Source organism: Tunturibacter empetritectus (assembly GCF_040358985.1).
GTDB lineage: Bacteria > Acidobacteriota > Terriglobia > Terriglobales > Acidobacteriaceae > Edaphobacter > Edaphobacter empetritectus.
In genome coordinates this window covers 160,731-179,085 of record NZ_CP132932.1, presented here as the reverse complement: position 1 = coordinate 179,085, position 18,355 = coordinate 160,731, and the positions used below count along the sequence as shown (strand labels likewise).

14 protein-coding genes and 1 pseudogene are annotated in these 18,355 nt (G+C 56.1%); 4 read left to right on the top strand and 11 right to left on the bottom strand.

Annotated features, from left to right (window positions below; translation table 11 throughout):
- Positions 1–298: 298 nt before the first annotated feature.
- Positions 299–1,426, top strand: coding sequence for an NAD-dependent epimerase/dehydratase family protein (locus tag RBB75_RS00545; RefSeq protein WP_179638569.1), 1,128 nt, complete (start codon positions 299–301; stop codon positions 1,424–1,426).
- Here the strand turns inward: RBB75_RS00545 and RBB75_RS00540 are convergent.
- The 10 genes and pseudogenes from RBB75_RS00540 to RBB75_RS00495 form a co-directional block, all read right to left on the bottom strand.
- Entirely contained in the window at positions 1,423–2,121 is a 699-nt protein-coding gene (locus RBB75_RS00540) for a glycosyltransferase family 2 protein (RefSeq protein WP_179638568.1), read from the bottom strand. The genes RBB75_RS00545 and RBB75_RS00540 overlap by 4 nt on opposite strands.
- Positions 2,114–3,541 (bottom strand): hypothetical protein, encoded by a 1,428-nt coding sequence (locus tag RBB75_RS00535; RefSeq protein WP_353069202.1) that lies wholly within the window; start codon positions 3,539–3,541, stop codon positions 2,114–2,116. Before RBB75_RS00535 ends, RBB75_RS00540 begins: the two co-directional genes overlap by 8 nt.
- Positions 3,538–4,266 carry a TIGR04282 family arsenosugar biosynthesis glycosyltransferase gene (locus RBB75_RS00530; protein WP_218884551.1) on the bottom strand — a complete coding sequence of 243 codons (729 nt, stop codon included), beginning with the start codon at positions 4,264–4,266 and terminating at the stop codon, positions 3,538–3,540. Before RBB75_RS00530 ends, RBB75_RS00535 begins: the two co-directional genes overlap by 4 nt.
- 27 nt (positions 4,267–4,293) lie before the next feature.
- The gene (locus RBB75_RS00525; RefSeq protein WP_353069201.1) at positions 4,294–5,031 is read right to left on the bottom strand and encodes a class I SAM-dependent methyltransferase; all 738 of its coding nucleotides are present in this window, start codon (positions 5,029–5,031) and stop codon (positions 4,294–4,296) included.
- Between the two features lie 90 nt (positions 5,032–5,121).
- Entirely contained in the window at positions 5,122–5,499 is a 378-nt protein-coding gene (locus tag RBB75_RS00520) for a molybdopterin-dependent oxidoreductase (RefSeq protein WP_353070427.1), read from the bottom strand.
- Positions 5,500–6,271: 772 nt separating this feature from the next.
- Positions 6,272–6,847, bottom strand: a pseudogene (locus RBB75_RS00515) (cytochrome b/b6 domain-containing protein); the annotation flags it as partial.
- Between the two features lie 315 nt (positions 6,848–7,162).
- A complete protein-coding gene (locus RBB75_RS00510; RefSeq protein WP_218884648.1) occupies positions 7,163–7,600 on the bottom strand; it encodes a response regulator in 438 nt (145 codons plus the stop codon).
- A 211-nt stretch (positions 7,601–7,811) separates the two neighbouring features.
- Positions 7,812–9,887, bottom strand: a complete 2,076-nt coding sequence (locus RBB75_RS00505) for a beta-galactosidase (protein WP_179638564.1) — start codon at positions 9,885–9,887, stop codon at positions 7,812–7,814.
- A gap of 58 nt (positions 9,888–9,945) precedes the next feature.
- Positions 9,946–11,262: a xylose isomerase gene (gene xylA / locus RBB75_RS00500; protein ID WP_179638563.1), complete on the bottom strand. Its 1,317-nt coding sequence runs from the start codon at positions 11,260–11,262 to the stop codon at positions 9,946–9,948.
- 583 nt (positions 11,263–11,845) lie between these two features.
- Positions 11,846–12,229, bottom strand: coding sequence for a hypothetical protein (locus tag RBB75_RS00495; protein WP_257030981.1), 384 nt, complete (start codon positions 12,227–12,229; stop codon positions 11,846–11,848).
- Between the two features lie 373 nt (positions 12,230–12,602).
- Here RBB75_RS00495 and RBB75_RS00490 point away from each other — a divergent pair, with 373 nt between their 5' ends.
- The 3 genes from RBB75_RS00490 (at position 12,603) to RBB75_RS00480 (ending at position 16,589) form a co-directional block, all read left to right on the top strand.
- Positions 12,603–13,874, top strand: a complete 1,272-nt coding sequence (locus RBB75_RS00490) for an ROK family protein (protein ID WP_179638562.1) — start codon at positions 12,603–12,605, stop codon at positions 13,872–13,874.
- Between the two features lie 20 nt (positions 13,875–13,894).
- A complete protein-coding gene (xylB, locus tag RBB75_RS00485) occupies positions 13,895–15,376 on the top strand; it encodes a xylulokinase (RefSeq protein ID WP_353069200.1) in 1,482 nt (493 codons plus the stop codon).
- A gap of 130 nt (positions 15,377–15,506) precedes the next feature.
- On the top strand, positions 15,507–16,589 hold the full coding sequence (locus tag RBB75_RS00480) for an ATP-dependent DNA ligase (RefSeq protein ID WP_179638560.1): 1,083 nt from the start codon (positions 15,507–15,509) through the stop codon (positions 16,587–16,589).
- 30 nt (positions 16,590–16,619) lie between these two features.
- On the opposite strand, the gene RBB75_RS00475 is transcribed toward RBB75_RS00480, so the two are convergent.
- Complete coding sequence (locus RBB75_RS00475; RefSeq protein ID WP_353069199.1) at positions 16,620–17,984, bottom strand: DNA polymerase domain-containing protein; 1,365 nt, start codon at positions 17,982–17,984, stop codon at positions 16,620–16,622.
- Positions 17,985–18,355: the final 371 nt, after the last annotated feature.

Below are 18,355 nucleotides of genomic sequence, written 5' to 3'. Positions count from 1 at the left end.
GTCGGACTTTCATGCCCTTAAGTTATGTCAAAGCAGCTGGCTCGAGACGGAACACCTCATCAGTTGGTGGGTAAATAGGGCAATTACGAATGCCATTGTGACGCATCCCTCTGTAGATCTTCGGAATTAGTGTGTGTTTGTTCCGAGCCAACGGTTGCGACGCCAGTTGACCCTTCTATGGGTTTGATGAGCAGGCAGCACGGATGGCGCAGTTCCTTCAGAATAGCGCCTTCAACATCGATATATTTGCAATCGAAGGATCCAGCAAAGGAAAGATCGCTAGGTTAAGATAGAGGTAATGTCACATCCAAAACGCGCATTGGTCACAGGCGGCGCTGGCCTGATCGGTTCTCACGTCGTCGATCTCCTCATTCGTGAGGGCTGGAGCGTTCGTATACTCGACAACCTCGAACCGCAGACGCACAAGAACGGAAGGCCGATGTGGATGAACCTCGCGGCGGAGTTCCGCCAAGGCGACGTGCAGGACTATAAGACCATGCACGAAGCACTACTCGACATCGACGTCGTCTTTCACGAAGCGGCCTATGGCGGCTACATGCCTGAGATGGCGAAGTATGTGCTCGTCAACAGCTTCGGCACGGCACAGATGCTGGAGATCATTCGCGATCATAAGCTGCCGATCCAGAAGGTTGTCGTCGCTAGCTCGCAGGCCGTCTACAGCGAGGGTGCGGCGCTGTGCGTGGAGCACGGTCATGTTGTTCCGCTGCTTCGCCCCGCGGAGCAGTTACGCGCAGGCGACTTCAGCGTGCACTGTCCAATTTGCGGCAGACATACGATCTCGATCCCTACGCCGGAGGGGACGCCGGGCGGCGGCGAGACAGTCTACGCGCTGACCAAGGTGGATCAGGAGCGGCTTGTGCTTTTATGGGGCAAGCAGACCGGCATCCCCACGGTGGCGTTACGCTACTCCTGCACTTATGGGCCGCGCCAGTCGCTGTTCAATCCGTATACCGGCGTCATCGCGATCTTCTGCACTCGGCTGCTGAACAACCAGCCGCCGATTCTGTATGAGGACGGCGGACAGACGCGCGACCTCTGCTTCGTTGAAGATATTGCCCGTGCCAATCTTCTGGTGGCGACGACCGACAAGCTGGACGGTCAGCCGGTCAACGTCGGCAGTGGACATGCCACCAGCGTACGCGACCTTGCGGGTATCATCGCCGAACAGCTCAGTATTCCTCTCGCACCGCTGGCACGCGGCGAGTTCCGTCCCGGTGAGATTCGCTCGTTGATCTCCGACATCAGCCGTATCCGCAGCATTGGCTATGAGCCGCAGACTACGCTCGAACAAGGCATCGCGAAGTATGTCGCGTGGATCAAGACACAGGGTGCGGTAGAGGACTACTTTTCAAAGGCTGAGACAGGATTGCGCGAGAAGGGTATCGTCCAGAGCATTGCTGTCTAAGATTTGCGCGACATGCCAACCCGGAAGGCGACGACGAGGATGCGGACGCCTGCCTTGAAGGAGGTGCGCAGATCGCCGGAGACCTTACTGACGCCGCCGATTCTGCGCCGATAGTTCACAGGCAGCTCGAGAATGCGCAGCTTGTGCTGCGCCGCCTTGATCTGCATCTCCAGGTTCCATCCGTAGGTCATCTCCGACATCTGCAGCCGCTCGAAGCTGGTGCGACGAATCGCGCGGAAGGCTCCCATGTCGGTGTAATGGACGCCCTGCAGCATGCGCACAAGAAAGCCGACGAGGTGCGCTGCAAAGATCTGACTGCCGAGCATCGAGCCTGGCTCGACGTGTCCGCGAATGCGGGAGCCGATCACGAAATCGGCCTCATCGCGCTCGATGGGTTCGATTAGTCGCGGCAGGTCTTCAATGGTGTCGCTGCCATCGCCGTCGAGGTAGACAAGGATGACGCTGCTCGCCAACGCCGCCTCCGATCCAGCCTTGCACGCTGAGCCATATCCGCGAGAAGCCTGAACTACACGCGCGCCTGCGGCAGCGGCAACCTCTCCGGTGCCGTCAGTCGAGCCGTTATCCACAACGATGCACTCCGCGATACGATCCCATGGCATCGAGGCGACGACGTGGCCGATGGACTCGCACTCGTTCAGGGTGGGGATGATGACGGATATCTGCGACTTACTCATGAGGCGAGCGCCTCTGCGCGACGCTGTGGCGCATCGTCCATTGTCGCCATACGACATCTATTCCCAGCGCAACGAGCACGCCGGTGTAGAGGATGCGGTTCAGCAAGAATTCGGACTCCGCCGTACCCGCGCCCAACTGCGTCGCGCAGAGATAGAACAGGCCGCTGGTGTATGCCAACAGCGGAAGGCTCGGCATCAGGGTGAAGAACGGCACCAGCCATGCGACGTACCATGGATAGTGCGGCGAGAAGAGCAGCATCATGGCAAAGGCCAGCACCATCGCGGGGGGAAGAAAGTTTGCGGTAGCAGGAAGGTTGAGGGCTTCGGTCCAAAGTGAACCGCGCACCTCGCCGGGAGCGAGGCTGCTCGCCGTCTTCCAGCACCACACCAGAATTGCAGCGAAGACACAGGCTACGAACACCATATACGCTGGTACGGGCAAAACGTGCAATCCCGGAATATGCTGCGTCAGCTCCAGCAAGAAATAGCGTGCGCCGGAGCGCATGCCTTCTTCTTGAATGTAGCCGCCGAGAAATCCGAAGACGCGCATGCCTACGGTAGCGTAGCAGGCATAGGAGAACGCGCCGAGTGCCGCCAGAATCGCGGGCATTTTGTAATCACCACGGCGGAAGAGCGCGGGAAAGAGTATCAGAGGATAGAACTTGATGAAGATGGCCGCACCGAGAAAAACCCCTGTAGCAAGTGGCCTTCCGCGATAGCGCGCCAACAGAGCGAGAGCGATGAACGCCATCGCGGCGGAGTCCAGGTGCCCGGAGCTGCCGATCTCCCAGATGAGCAGCGGGCACCAGGCGTAGAGCAAGACTCTCTCCCGCGCGAAGCCCATGCCTGTAAGCAGGTGGACCAAGGCGTACATGGTCAGCCCCTCCATCAGGATCATCGCCAGCTTCATAAACGTGACGGTGGGATTGAGAAAGGTGATGAGGAAGAACAGAAACTGCGAGACCGGAGGATAAATCGTGTGCGCGTAGTCGCGCCGGTTGATGTGATCGAAGAGGTCCTGATTCGGAGCACGCAGAGCAGTAAGCGCAGGATCACCCGGCACATAGCGATACGGCGAGATGTGTGCATGTTGCACTACTCCATCCCACGCGTAGCGATAGATATCCGAAGACATGAAGGGTTCCGGCAGCAGTGTTACCAGACGACACGCGATCGCTATGGTCAGAATGATCGCAAAGGTATAGCGGTTGACCGGCTGTGTCAGAATGAGGGCCATGGCCGCGAGATAGACCAAAACAGACCAGCCGCTAACGCCGGAAAAGCCAATAGTAAAGTGATGGAACTCCTTGATGAGCTGACGTGTCAGGTCGAGCAGGATGAATCCAAGCACGCTCAACACGATGTTCGTCAGCCATGCCCTTACCCCCGCGTGGCGTAGTTGTATTCTTTCCTGGCTCATGGCTGCGTCTCCAGGTCCAGCAAAAACTTTCTGCTGTGCTCTGCCGCGTATCCCTTCAACGTTGCGAACGACGGTCTTGTTCCATCAAGCAGTTCCGCGCGAAGGATCTCAAGCGTTGCGCCATCGTCGACGTCGTACCACATGGGTAATTCGACAAGCTCGATGCCTGCAGCGCAGACCGCCGCAACGGTTTCTTCGTACACGACTGAGGTACTCCACGTAATGTTCGTGAAGGGCCGTGGATGCGGCTGCTTCAGGCCGATCAGATAGTAGCCTCCGTCGTTCGATGGGCCCAGCACGATACGATCGCCCGACTGTAACAACGCCTCGACCGCCTGCGAGAATGCTGCCGCCGGCACTGTCGGCGAGTCCGAGTCGATCAGGCACACCGCTCCGAATCCGCAGGCAAGCAGGTCCTCCGCCGATGCCAACAGCCGCTCGCCAAAGCTGTCGCCACGCTGTGGAATCAGCGAGAACTCCGGCGGCAGCAAACCATCGAAGAGAGCCTCATCCCCGATGGGCGTATACGAGATAACTCCGGCACTGTGTCCCTTAGGCTGTAATGCTGCGATGTTCGCCGTTGTGTCCTTCAAAAAACAGGTATTGATGGCAGCCGACTGCTCCAATGTCAGAGGCGGTGCCAGCCGAGTCTTTACCTTGCCCGGCCTCGGAGCCTTCGCCATTACGGCCAACGCGCAGACCGAAGCCAAAGTGGCATCTTTCATTGTAGGGTTCAGGATCGGATACAGCACTCAGGCAACACTCCAGTTCTTCAACGTGTGCTCCTCCACCCTCTCACACACTCCCTCTAAGGTTAGATCTTCCTCTGCATACGGCTTTTGACAGACGGCATACTGATATCCAGTGGTGCTCTGGATGCTTACCGACTTCCAAGGTTGTGTGTGGATCAGGTCGCAGAAGGCTTTGTGGCAGAGCACTTCCGCTTTATGCGGCTTGCCGCTCCATCGTCCGGAGCGACTGATGATGTTTGCCGCAAGATGCATCCCCAGCAGGGGAATGCGCGTCTTAAATGCGGATGTTGGTTCCGCGAAAAAACATCGGCCACCGGGTCTCAAAATGCGAAAGACTTCAGCCAGCACCGCCTCTCTGTCTGGGACGATCAGCAGGAGTCGCGAGCAGATCACTGCATCTACCGGAGCGTTTAGTTCCGGTAGCGCCTGAGCGTCGCCTTCGCGGAAGCTGCAGTTCTGTAGACGCAGATTGGAGGCACGCACCTTCGCCCACTCCAGCAGACGTGCCGACATATCGATGCCCATCGTGCGAATGGTGGGATAGCGTTGCGCCAACCGCCGCGAATAAAACCCCGGACCACAGCCGACCTCAAGGACATAGGTTCCACTCAATGGGCCATCTTCGGGAAAGAGAGCCTCAGTAATCTCCGCGGTATGATCGCGAAACAGGTACTCGCGACAGATCGCATAGAACCACGCGCACTGCTCAAACAGATTGTCACTATGGTCTCGAATCACTGAGCAGGGTGGACTACAGTCAATTGGTTTCATTGTGCGTCAGTCCCATCGCCCCCAGCCAATATTACAGCCCCGCATACCAGTCATACCCTAGTTTGGTCCAGTAGTCATCCGGTTCATATTCGTATAGCTGATCAGACCTATGCGTTTGATCTGCTTGTAGCCGTACTTCGTCGGCATGTGGAGCCTCAGGGGCGCTCCATGAAATTGGGTGAGTGGAGCGCCCATCAGCTCCGTGACAAGTAATGTCTGGGGATGACGACATACTTGCATATCGTATCCGGTGTAGTAGTCGCCGCCGGACGTCTCCATGTAGACGTACCTCGGCTCCTGACCATCGATGAGCGCGGGAGGGTACGCGTCCAGAAAGTCCACCATCTGTACGCCCCGCCCAATAGACGATCTGGCTCCAACCTTCGATGCATTTGAATTGCGTGACCAGTTCGTGCCTGGGGAGGCGCAGGACATCCTGCAGCGTGAGAAGCAGGCCTGGCGTGCCCGGCGCGAGCGTCGAATGGCTCTGCCCAGCCTCCTTTCGACCCCGCGGCATGTGACCGCTTCGGCTCTCGCGCTTCACTTCTTGATCAACCATCTCCGCTGGGGCCATCTTTTTTGCCGTACCGGGCGGTGGCGTCTTGTTATCGTGGCCTTGATCCTCATGCGATGCGGCGGCGACGTACTTGTACTCCCAGGCAGTTACATCGCGGCTGAATCGCGGATGGTCTGCATCATCGCGACCGACAAGCTGCAGGCGATAGTTCTCCGGAACCAACTCCATTTTCAGACCATAGACCCCGATAACCCGCAAATTCTCGGCCTTGCGGAGTGAATACGTCGGAGCTAATGCCCGATCATCGAAAATCGTCCGTGACAGTGACGCGTTGGCATTGAACGCTCGTCGAAACGGAGAGGGCTGCATCTCCAGCCGAGAGCGATCGGTAATCCAGTCGTACAGATTGTAGCCTGCAATGGCTGCAACAGCCGCGACGGCAAACGAGCGGCGCGTGTGCTTGCGCGAGTCAGCTAGAACGGCGGCGTTCTGCTCAGCCAGATGCGCAGCAACGGACTCCTCCAGGCTATCCTCAGCGGCTTCGACGAACTCGGGTTTCGGCGACACAGACGGATTCTCGTCTTTCGCAGAAGGCGTCGGAGCACCTTCGACCGCTGGCGATGAAGGAGCTTCTTCTGGCTCGACGGGAACCGCGGAGGGCTCGTCCTCGCTTGAAGCGGCAAGGAAACCCATTGTGATCCAGAAGTGCTCCCAGCGCGCCATCTCGTAGCCGCCGAGGATCGTCGTCATCCAGTGAAGCTGCGTCGGCTTGTAGATCGCCAGTCCACTCACCAGCATCCCAAATCCCATGACGATCACGCCTGAATAAGCGATGCGCTGGGCCCCGTTGTATTTTGTCTGCGGTGGTAGCCCTTTTCGCAAGTGCAAGTCCACTAGTGTCACCTGAATCGCCTCCTGCAGGCTCGTCCGCTCCGGAACTAGAAAGTGCCACTCGCCTGAGATCGCCAGAAACGACCCATAGGCAATGCCATTTGCGGCAAAGATCCACATAAAAAAGAAGTGATGTCCCAGTCCCTGGGTGACGTGATACGGTGCGTTCATCGCCTTCCAAAACCAATTCGGAAACAGGTGGAATAATGTGAATTTTCCGATTCCAATGCGATATATCTCATGCGGATGCTGGTAGGCATTGTCCGTGTCGTTCCAATAAATCAGCAGTCCGCTCCAGATCATCAGGAAGAGCACGGGAAAGTTAATCCAATGCATCCACCGAATGGCGAGCGGATGCTTTCGGTCAATCCGCATTGGGGCCGACAGCTCCCGTGTCTTTGTCATCTCTACGCGCAACTTGTTTAAATGATCGCCATTATCTAAAAAACACGAACGACAGTCTCGATTAGAGCGGCTAGGCTTCAAAAGGTTACAAGAAAATCATCGCTACGGACCCATTCGTTTATGCGTGGCATGATCGGCTAAGGCAGGATGTACTCTGAGGGTTCAGGTGTATTCGTGTTCTTGCGGATTGATGGAAAATGCGCAGTCCGGAATACGCAGGTCACTTTAACACGGAGCAGTGAAGTGTTTCCCCGGCCTCGCTCGCCAACGGTGCTGCGAACAAAGTCAGTATCGCAGCTTCGCCAGTAGATCCGCAGGATGTACTGGTTTCGGCAGCAAGTCGAAGTCATATCCCTGAGCCCCAGCATCTTCAAGCAAATCGACGGTTGCGGCCTGTCCCGAGAGAAGCAAGCTTTTGCATTCAGGGTGAGCCTGTCGAAAATAGATTGCTAATTCAACCCCGGTCATGCCGGGCATCATCACGTCGGTGATGAGGAGGGCAGGAAGTCGCGCGGCTCTTGCGGCGATTGCCATTTCAGGTGATCGAATGTGCTTGCCTCGAAGCCTAATTGATTCAAGGTGATTGCTAGGGGTCTGGGCTATCACAAATTCATCATCAACGACAAGACAACACGTTTCGTCGGCGTTGGAGATTAAAAAGCGCGAGTTGCCGTTGACTGGTCTTATTGTGCCGCCTTGAGAACGCGCGTACCCGCGCGGCAAACAGAAAGCTGGCAAGGTTAGGCACGCTCAAGTCGAAGGCGCCGGTTATCATCAAATCAGTTTGACGAAAACGTGTGCTGATACATCGAAGCGCACCAAGAGGTCACGTGAAGGCACGAAACTTTGGGCTGCCAGCATTGAACTGAGGCCCAACACTAAGATGAGCGTGCAGTATCGTTCCATTTTCGCTGCACGAGACAAAGCGATCCTCCTACTCAGTACCGGCCAACTCCTTAAGCACTGCGACACCAAATCGGGGAAGGGAAACGCTGGTTGTATCGCCACCCTTGAGCACATCCTGCATTGCATGAGGCAGCTGGATGAGGTGCATCTCAGACCCGTAGTTCGTCAGGATGAGAATCCTGGTCTTTGTGTTTGACCTTATCGTCACATCCACATCTGTTGGGATCTCAGGCAATACCGTCGCGACTCCGCTCTGCTTGAGCATCCACTCTGCCGCGTGTTTCATCGCAGGCTCATTGAGCGCCGCACCTATGTATGTGACCGTTCCCCGTCCAACTTTCCTCGTCACGGCTGCAGGCTGCCCGTCCAGCCAGCCATTGCTTGCGCCGTAGCGCATCAAAACCTGGGTCGTCTGTTCCGTTACGCTTAATTGTTCGGCCCAGATATTATTCTGCGCGTCGCCCCACACGCCACTCACAGGGATGGCTTGATCCAACGCATAGAATTGTTCGACTCTTGCTCCCAACATCGCGGCTAGTGGCCCGGGTTGCCGTTCTGAAAAGAGACTATTGTCTTCGTTCTTCATAGCGCTTCGCTGTCCGAGCACCAAATTGCCACCCGCGAGGACGTAAGCCTGTAAATTTTTGGTGGCCTCCGGGGTCAAAACGTTGAGCGCTGGAGCGACAACCAGTTTGTACTGCGCAATAGGTGCGGTATCGCTAATCACATCAACTGAACGGGCCAACTGATGTAGTGGAGCGTAATAGCTCAACAGTGCATCGATAGGGTCGAAGGCTTTGTTGTGTCTCTGCCAGTTGATAGCCCAACGACTCGAGTAGTCTTGCAGCACAGCAACCTGAGACTGTATGGTTGTTTCCGCCAACGATGGAGCAGCTTTCTCAAACTCTGCCCCAATTTGTTTTACCTCGTTATATAGCGGAACAGGGGTCCCATCTGCTCCAACCAGCGTGCCGTGATACTGCTCCTGTCCATTCAGGGCACTTCGCCATTGCCAGTACTCCACAGCTTCCGAGCCATGCCCTATCGCATTCCACGCCATGGCTCGAACCTCGCCCTTGTCGAGCGCATTGTTGTCCGTTTGCCAGTTCACAGATCCAGGCTGCGTCTCCATCACCCAGAAGTTCTTGTGCAAGAATCCGCGGGTCAGATCGTGAGTCGCCCCGTTGCGCACTGGGTCGAGATGCCCAGTGCCCACATAATCGTCCCACGAGGCAAAGTCGAGGTCCTGCGCTACCGTGTAGTGATCGTAAGCGTCGAACCATCCCATCATATTCGTGGTGATCATCTGCCGAGGCTCAGCATGAGCACGGATCGCATCTAATTGGTTCTTCTGATAACTCCGCCAAGTGTCGGAGACAAACTCTTTCCAGTTCAGCATCAGACCCGGGTTGCCCCCGTGATTGGCAATCGGGATCTGGTTCCAATCCTGATACGTCTCACTCCAGTAGGCGGTGGTCCACCGATTATTTAGATTCTCAAGCGTGCCGTACTTCGCGTGAAGCCAGTTCTGAAATTGCGTCTGGGTTGAAGGTCCGAAGCTTTCGTTGGCGTATTCGTTGTCAATCTGCCAGCCGACCACATTCGCATCGTGACCGAAGGCCTCGGACATCTTCTCCGCGACTCTCCGGCTGAGCTCGCGATACTTTGGATCGCTCCAGTCAAACTGCTGGCGGCTTCCGTGCCCGTCTTTCCGACCGTTCTCCATGGTGCGGAGAGTCTCTGGATATTTCTGCGTGAGCCATGCTGGCGGTGCGGCGGATGGCGTGCCTATGACAACCGCAATGTGATGCCGCTCTGCTGCACGTACCGCATGCTTCAACCACTCCAGATGAAAATCACCTTCGTGAGGCTCGATAGTGCTCCATGCAAACTCACCCACACGCACAAAATTTATGTGCGCCTGTTCCATCAGCGTGAGATCTGCATCCCAACGACTCTCCGGCCACTGCTCGGGATACCACGCCGCGCCAAGGCCCAATGCGGAGCGGCGCGCATCTGAGGGCAACGGTGCCTGCGAAAGGGCAGGGAAGATTAATGCCAATGAGACCAACGCAGACAGTGCAATCCGGTTCCGCAAAATCATCGTAACTCCTTCATGTTCTCCTCACCGACGTTCGCGGCCCGGTGCGGTCTTTCCTTGACTACAGGTAACGATTGATCAAGTTTTCCAGTTGCTCTTGCCGTCCCGATCGAGGTTGCGGGTTGATATTGCGCTCCTCGCTTCGGGCAGCGATCTCATCCAATGACTCTTTGCCCGCAAGAATCGCCTGGTTCTCCGGTAGATTCCAACCGGCATAGCGTGTCGAAACAATCTCAGCGAGACGCCCTTCCTCCTGGACCTTCGCCGCGATCAGGAACGCGCGTGCACACATATCCACACCGCCAATGTGTGCGTGCAGCAGATCTTCCGGCTCCGTAGACTGTCGCCGCACCTTTGCATCGAAATTCATACCGCCCATCCCCAGACCGCCGGCCTGGATTACCTGGTACATTGCCAGCGTCATCGAGTACAGATCTGCGGGAAATTGATCCGTGTCCCAACCGAGCAGTGGATCGCCGCGATTGATGTCGAGAGAACCGAGAATTCCGAGGTCAGCAGCGGTCGCAATCTCATGTTCGAAGGTGTGCCCTGCCAGCAACGCATGATTCGCTTCCAAATTCACCTTCACCTCGCTCTCGAGGCCAAACCTCTTCAGAAATCCAAAGACTGTTGCGGTATCGAAATCGTACTGATGCACAGTGGGTTCTTTCGGTTTAGGTTCAAGAAGGATTTGCCCACTGAATCCGATTTTGTGCTTATACTCCACCACCAATGAGAGCATGCGACCCATCTGTTCAAGCTCACGCTTCAGACTTGTGTTCAGGAGTGTCTCGTAGCCCTCGCGGCCTCCCCACAACACATAGTTTGCACCGCTTAATCGTTTCGTGACGTCCATGCAGTGTTTGATCGTCGTTGCACTGTAGGCAAACACCTCGGGGTCAGGGTTAGTTGCGGCGCCTGACATGAACCGCGGATGGCTGAAAAGGTTTGCCGTACCCCACAACAACCGAGTCTTTGACGACTCCATCTTCTTCGCCAGGTAGTCCGACATGCTGAGAAGATTCGCAATGGATTCACGTAGAGTTGCGCCCTCAGGCGTGATATCGCGATCATGGAATGTATAGAACGGGAGATCGAGAACGCGAAAAAGATCGAATGCAGCGTCAGCTTTATCATGGGCGGCTTGCATCGCATCATCGCGGTTCATCCAAGGACGATTTATTGTCGGTGCGCCAAACGGATCGCTACCGTTCATCACTAAACTATGCCAATAAGCGACTGCAAATCGCAGATGATCGCGTAGCGGCTTTCCTAGTACCGATCGGTCGGCGTCGTACCAACGGTACGCCAGACCGGATGTGCTGGCTGATCCCTCGTATCGGACTGTCGTAAAGTCACTGAAAATCGATTGCCCCATATATCCCCCAATAAAATTTGCTTTGTGCCTTTGTCTTATAGAGAACTTACTCGATCGAGTGCTCCGCTGGACGAAACCGCACAGTGTAGAAACCGCCGAAGAGGGTCAGTAGAACGCCCCACCAGAGTGTCGGTTGCAAATTCGCCAAAACTGTGGACGGTTCGTGACCGAAGTGCTCAAAGGTGCCTTGGCCTAACAGAACCAGACCATCGGCAAGCATCAAGATACGGTAGAAAAACCATATCGAGAGCTTTGCTTTGCGAGTTTGACCTCCTTGTTCTTGCGAGTGATTGTCCCTCATCGTTTCTCCTTCAGCTCTGTTTAAAAACTATGTTCAGAACGAAGAACACAACGATCACTACTGCTGCCAGAAGGCTGGTTTCTGCAGAGACTTTCTGCGCCGTCGCTGCGTAGCGGAGTTACTCCGTAGACCAATCCAGCAAGTTGGGCGGTGGGTGTAGCTTTCGTCATCGGCCTTACGGCGACCGTCACGCCAACGCAGATCAGCCAGCTCCACAACACATGATAAAGGTTCTTCGCCATCGGACGTGCGTCGGGACTCATTGCGATATATCGCAGACCCTCACCATTCATACGCACCCAGACAAACATTCCTATTGAAGCGGCGGTTCCGGCAATAGCCCCCGAATCCTCCGGCTTTCGTAGCCCTCTTCCACAGCATGCCCAAGATCACAGTCCCGAAGAGCGGCGCAATGAAAAAGCTGTATAGCGCTTGCACGTAGTCCGTGATCGAGGCCGCATTCATCCCGAGATTATGCTGTCGCAATCGACACGAGCATCCCAATAGCCGTTGACCATCGTCCCATAGTGACGTAGTGCTTGACCGATGCTTTTTGTTGATGAACGCGCCGTAGATGTAGTAGGTCCAGACAGTGATGAACGCGCCATAGATGTAGTAGGTCCAGACAGTGGAGAACGCGCTGATATTGCCCGCCATGTCGCTCATAAAAATTTCCCAAAAAGGTTGGTGATCGTCGGGATGATCAAAAAAACGTTATTTTACTCGCGACCCGAACTATATCGACCATGCGACTAAGTTGTCAATGGGTATTGCTTGGACTGCAAATAGACATCCTCGTGCCACCCGCGCAGAATAGATGTTTACAGGCTATTCATACCTTCCCCTGAGGTTGCTTTACTTCTCTCTATAAATTGCGGTAAGGCACCGTTATACTAGGCCTTGACGAAATAGTTCTTGCGATTTTATTAACTCGGCGAGAGACACATCCCCTTTGCAAACTAAAGGTTGACTAATTTACGAGAGGCCTACTTCTTCGACTATCGATAACTAATGAGCTTTCAGCTTATGCGAGCACGCCATGTTTGCTAAAGAAATAACGGAGCGCGTCGAGAAAGGCTTCAGGCGGATCGATCTCGCTTACGTCGAGCTCGCATCAAGCGAGATCGCCCGCGACATCAACCGCGACATCGTGTTGGAGATTGTTCGGTCCAAGCAACCGATCTCGCGTGCGGATCTGTCACGCGTCTCAGGCTTGCAGCCCAGCACCGTCTCTAATATCGTCGAGCAGCTGCTTCAGGAGACCTGGATTGTTGAAGGGGCGGTGGCCCGGAGGCCACGCGGCCGCCGCCCGACGATGCTATCGCTCAACGACAATCTCGTCATGTTGGTAGCCGACCTTCGGCCGCGAAGAGCAATCCTTGCCATCATTGATCTCAACGGGCGCATGCTCGCGCATGAAGAGATCAGTATCTTCTCGGACCCTGAGCGATCTGTGGCGGGAATGATCGAAGCTATGCAGGCGATGCGTGATCGCTTTCCCCACAAAACCTTTGAAGGGGTTGGAATCAGCGTGCCTGGCCGCGTCCACCCAAAGACAAACCATCTGATTCACGCCCCCAACTTGAAATGGGCGGACTACGACATTAAGGGAGCGATCCAGAAGAAGCTTCACCTCCAGGTCGAGCTTGACAACGATGCAACGGCTTGTCTCCTCTCCGAACTCTGGTTTGGACGCATGGACAAGACACGGAATGCCGTTCTTATCAGCCTTTCGGAGGGACTTGGCACTGCAATCTTTGCCAATGGGCAGATTGTCTCTGGTCTCAACGGCCTCGCGGGCGAGTTTGGGCATATTCCGGTTGATCCTGCTGGGCCTCTTTGTGGTTGCGGAAAGCGGGGTTGCTGGGAGACGCTCGCGTCATCCGATGCTGCCCTCCGTTTCTATTCTGAGCTCAGACCAAACACAAACATTACCTCCATTCAAAATCTTATGCACTTAGCCAAGGAAGGCGATTCGCACGCAATCAAAGCGATCAAGAAACAAGCCCTTCATCTAGGACAAGGGCTCCGACTCGTCACAGCAGCCCTTTCGCCAGAACTTCTTCTCATCACTGGTGCTCTTACGACTGCGTGGTCCACCTTCGGTTCCATCGTGCAAGAAGAGTTGATTTCCGGCATTCTCGCAGGCTCTCCACCTCGCCTGGAGATTACGACTGGGGGAGAGATGGCTCGCCTTCGTGGAGCTGCTGCCATCGCGCTTCAGCGTCACTCCGGCTATCACAGCTCATTGCGCCGTAGTATAAACACAAGTAAGCGCTCAGAGTCTGCAACCAAAACGCTCGCAACATAACGGAAGACGAGACGCCAACCATGTATCTCGGTATTGACTGCGGCACTCAAGGAACAAAGGCTCTCTTGATTGACGAGCATGGCATCGCACATGGTCGAGGACACGCGACACATCAAATTATCCAGCGACCTTCCGGCGCTCGCGAGCAGGAACCTCAATGGTGGATTGAGGCACTCCGACTCTCAATCAAGCAAGCAATGGCGAAGGCTCCTGGCCGTCCGATAAGAGCCCTCGCAGTTTCGGGCCAGCAGCACGGGTTGGTCGTTCTTGATGAACGCATGCAGGTGATTCGTCCCGCCAAGCTTTGGAACGACACCGAAACCGCATCGCAGAACGCCGAACTGATCGCCCGATTTGGAGGTGAGCAAACTTTTCTCAAGCGCTTTGGCATCATTCCCCTTACCGGCTACACGGTATCAAAGCTGCTTTGGCTGCAGCAGCGAGAACCAGAAAACTTCGCAAAAATTCGACACATTCTTCTTCCTCATGAGTACCTCAACTTCTGGCTTACCGGCAATCTCTACGCGGAGTATGGAGACGCCTCTGGCACGGGCTACTTCGATGTTCGCAGCCGTGCCTGGGCTGCTGAGATTCTCGCCTCTATTGACCATGGCACCGGGCAGCTTCTTCGTGCGCTTCCGGCACTTGTTCCTGCAGAGCGGATCGTTGGAACTGTAAAGCCAGATATAGCCGCGGATCTTGGTATCTCCAACTCTTGTCTTGTCGCCAGTGGCGGTGGAGACAATATGATGGGAGCAATTGGCACAGGTAATGTCACGGAAGGCGTTGTTACCATGAGTCTTGGCACCTCCGCTACCGTCTACTCGTTCCGCGATGAATTCGTGCCCAGCTTGGATCCAGGCATCGCTCCCTTTTGTGCGTCCTCGAACGGCTGGCTTCCTCTCGTGTGCACCATGAACGCAACTAATGTCGTCACACAGATGTTGAATACGCTTGGCCGCTCAGTCACTGACATAGAGTCAGCTATGACAACTACAGTGCCGGGGGCGGATGGTCTCACTTTCATTCCGTTTCTCAATGGCGAACGCACGCCCGACCTACCGTCTGCGCACGGCTCTATTCTCGGGGTCTCGGCGTCCAATTTCACTCCAGCCAATCTCATCCGGGCGACGATTGAAGGAGTCAGCTTTGGCGTTCTCGATGGCCTCGATCTCATCCTCAATGGTAAAAGCGCAAAACGCATTCTACTCATCGGAGGTGGTTCACGTTCAACGCAATGGCGTCAGCTTCTGGCCGACGCGAGTGGCACAGACGTTCACGTTCCTCTGGAAGAAGAAGCCGGGTGTCTCGGCGCTTGCATTCAGGCCATCTTTGCCGCTGGTAGCGAGGGCGGTTCTCGAGAAACCTTTGTCGAGATCTGCGATCGTTGCATCAAGCTTGATGACAGGGGGACAGCTTCGTCTAATCCTATAATTGCGCCCCAATACGCTGAGGTGCGTGCTGCGTACAAGCAACATCGACTCGCTCAATATGGTGTCTAGCAACACGAAACACAATCGTATTTGCAGAGCCTCGACCTGTGGGAGGCGGCCAGTTTGAGCGCGAATATAGCGAAAAGCCACTGAAAGATAGCGATCAACCGCGACAAGGACAGCCCGCATCAAACACAGCATGCGCTTACCGTTGTCGCCGCCGATCCTGCCAATGCTCGCCAAGCGGGTCGATACGATCCCCTCCGATGCAGACGTATGGATCTTTGAGCCGAAGTGGGACGGATTTCGCGCTATTATTTTTCGCGACGGAGAGGAGTTGCTACTCCAAAGTCGCGATGGCAAGCCTCTCGATCGCTACTTTCCAGAACTGCGCGACCCGCTGCTCAAGCTATTGCCGCAACGATGCGTCCTGGATGGGGAGATCGTCATTGCGCGGGATGGCGGTCTTGACTTTGAGGCCTTGACGCTACGCATACATCCTGCGGCTTCGCGCGTGAAGACCCTCGCTGCCCAATCTCCGGCTTCGATTGTCTTCTTTGACCTGCTTCAACTTGACGACCGTGACCTGCGCGACGAGCCTTTCGCCGTGCGGCGCGGCGAGCTTGAACGAGTCCTTGCAAACTTGCACATGCCGCTGCACCTGACGCCCGCAACACGGAACCGCACAATTGCGCAGGACTGGTTCACACGTTTCGAAGGGGCGGGGCTCGACGGCGTGATTGCCAAACCCATCGCGGGGCCATATACGCCAGACAAACGTACCATGCTCAAGATCAAGCACGAGCGTGACTGCGATTGCGTTGTCGCCGGTCTTCGGTGGCACAAGGATGGCGAAGGCACCGCGGTTGGCTCGCTACTGTTAGGCTTGCATGACGCTTCTGGGAGGCTACAGCACGTCGGGGTCTGCGCCAGCTTTACCGCCACCAAACGCAGGGAGCTAGTGGAGTTTCTCGCACCCTATCGCGAAGATGCGCTCCGCAACCATCCCTGGGAAGACTGGAAAAGCGAGGACGCACATGCCAGCGGCCGCATGCCCGGCGGCCAGTCGCGATGGAGTGGTGGCAAAGACCTGAGCTGGGTGCCGCTCCGCGTTGAGCTTGTGGTCGAAGTCGCCTACGAGCATATGCAGGGCACACGCTTCCGCCACCTGGCGCACTTCAGGCGTTGGCGTCCTGACAAGGTTCCAAGGGACTGCACCTACGAGCAGCTCGAGGTCATTCCGCCTGAGGAATTGATGAGCATTTTTCCGGAGCGAATCTAGCCGCGAGTCAACAGGCTCCAACCGAGCGCTTCACGTCCTTTCTTTCGTCTCGCGCCACGCCCGTGTTGGGTCATCGTCCGGATCCGGCGTATCCTGCGACGGCCGTAGCGTCTCCGGCACATGTCGCAGATTCACACGAATGCGATACCACACGTACGCCGACCCGCGCATGCGGTCCAACAGCACGTCATCCGGTGCCAGCAGCGCCGCAGCTTCGGAGTGCTGCTGCTTCCACCGCTCGAGCCCTGCTTCCGCCGCAGCTTTGTCGGATGACTGTGCAACCACGATCAGGGGCATCGTGGGCTGCCGTCGTCCTTTCTTCGCGACAGGAGCGGCCGCCGGATCAACCTCTTCACCTTCAGCTTTGACCACCTTACTTGACTTGCCGGAGCTGCGGGCCTTCGATGGTTGCACACGCGCAGGCTCACCCTCCACCTTACGGAAGTGAGGAGGCCATGGCGCATCGCCGAGACCCACCGCCTCATCCCGCTCAGCCATTGTCAGCAACGCATCGAGCACACCCGCGTGTTCGTCCATGGCAGCGTGCGGGTCACCGATCTTCACGAATCGATCCGGAATGGTAAGCACGGTGAAGTCCGCTGGATCGCATCTCATCACTTCATCCCACCGCAGCGGTGTGCTCACTCGCGCATCGGGCAGCGGCCGCACCGAGAAGGCGGAGCAGGTCGTCCGATCTTTCGCATTCTGGTTGTAGTCCAGAAAAACTCCATGTCGCTCTTCCTTCCACCATTTGCTGCTCGCCAACGAACATCGTCCCTCCACCGCGCGAGCCAGAGCCAGCGCGGCCCGGCGCACTTCGGTAAAGCTCCACCTCGGTTCAATCCGGATATTGATGTGAATACCACGTGATCCACTGGTTTTCGGCCACGCCACCAGACCCAACTCGTCGAGAAGAGCTTTCACTTCCATGGCTACAATGCGCACGTCGCTCCATCCGACTCCGGGTTGCGGATCGAGGTCCACGCGCAGCTCATCGGGATGATCGAGGTCTCCCGTGCGAACCGGGTGCGGGTGCAACTCTATGCAACCAAGGTTCACAATCCAAGCGAGACCGGCGGCCTCATCCACCACCACTTCGTCTGCGGTGCGACCGGACGGGAAGGACAAGGTCACCGTCCGCATCCAGTCCGGGAGATCACTGGGGGCGCGCTTCTGATAAAACGGCTCCGCCTCCGCGCCATTTACAAAGCGTTTGAGGACCACGGGACGATCCACGATGCCGCGCAGCGCACCTGGCGCGATGGAAAGGAAGTAGCGCACAATGTCCAGCTTTGTCAGCTGGACGCCCTTTGAAAAGTAGGGCTTTGACGGGCTGCTGATGCGCACCATGTGGCCCGCGACCTCAACCAACTCTGCATCATCTGTCTTCGCCATGACATTCTCCTCGCTCCTGGCAGTTGTGATGCGCTTCACCGGTCCAGGAGTGGTTGAATGCCGGGCAGAAAGGCGAGCCGGCTAGGTCTCCATCCTCGGAAATAGCCGGAATGCCAGCAGATCATCGCGTCTGGTCCGCAGTTTCGATTCGCCTGGAAGTCAACGTCGTGGATCTTCTACTTCCTTTATCGGAATTTTGAGACCAATGAAGGGTTTCGTCGGATCAATGTTTGGCTCAAGCCTGATAGCGTATCCACGCGCGATATTCATTTGATTTCTAAGCGGGGAGCATACATGTCAAAGGTGCGTGTAGTAGGACTTTTACCCTTTCGTTGGACGGTTTCAGCCCGGGGATAGATCAGAGCCTGGAC

Bases quoted from the DNA above. Each gene is read 5' to 3' on its own strand.
- RBB75_RS00495 (WP_257030981.1), bottom strand. From the start codon at position 12,229: ATGAGCGACATGGCGGGCAATATCAGCGCGTTCTCCACTGTCTGGACC.
- RBB75_RS00530 (WP_218884551.1), bottom strand. From the start codon at position 4,266: ATGAAAGATGCCACTTTGGCTTCGGTCTGCGCGTTGGCCGTAATGGCG.
- RBB75_RS00505 (WP_179638564.1), bottom strand. From the start codon at position 9,887: ATGATTTTGCGGAACCGGATTGCACTGTCTGCGTTGGTCTCATTGGCA.
- RBB75_RS00540 (WP_179638568.1), bottom strand. From the start codon at position 2,121: ATGAGTAAGTCGCAGATATCCGTCATCATCCCCACCCTGAACGAGTGC.
- RBB75_RS00545 (WP_179638569.1), top strand. From the start codon at position 299: ATGTCACATCCAAAACGCGCATTGGTCACAGGCGGCGCTGGCCTGATC.
- xylA (WP_179638563.1), bottom strand. From the start codon at position 11,262: ATGGGGCAATCGATTTTCAGTGACTTTACGACAGTCCGATACGAGGGA.
- RBB75_RS00490 (WP_179638562.1), top strand. From the start codon at position 12,603: ATGTTTGCTAAAGAAATAACGGAGCGCGTCGAGAAAGGCTTCAGGCGG.
- RBB75_RS00520 (WP_353070427.1), bottom strand. From the start codon at position 5,499: ATGTCCTGCGCCTCCCCAGGCACGAACTGGTCACGCAATTCAAATGCA.
- xylB (WP_353069200.1), top strand. From the start codon at position 13,895: ATGTATCTCGGTATTGACTGCGGCACTCAAGGAACAAAGGCTCTCTTG.
- RBB75_RS00535 (WP_353069202.1), bottom strand. From the start codon at position 3,541: ATGAGCCAGGAAAGAATACAACTACGCCACGCGGGGGTAAGGGCATGG.
- RBB75_RS00480 (WP_179638560.1), top strand. From the start codon at position 15,507: ATGCGCTTACCGTTGTCGCCGCCGATCCTGCCAATGCTCGCCAAGCGG.
- RBB75_RS00475 (WP_353069199.1), bottom strand. From the start codon at position 17,984: ATGGCGAAGACAGATGATGCAGAGTTGGTTGAGGTCGCGGGCCACATG.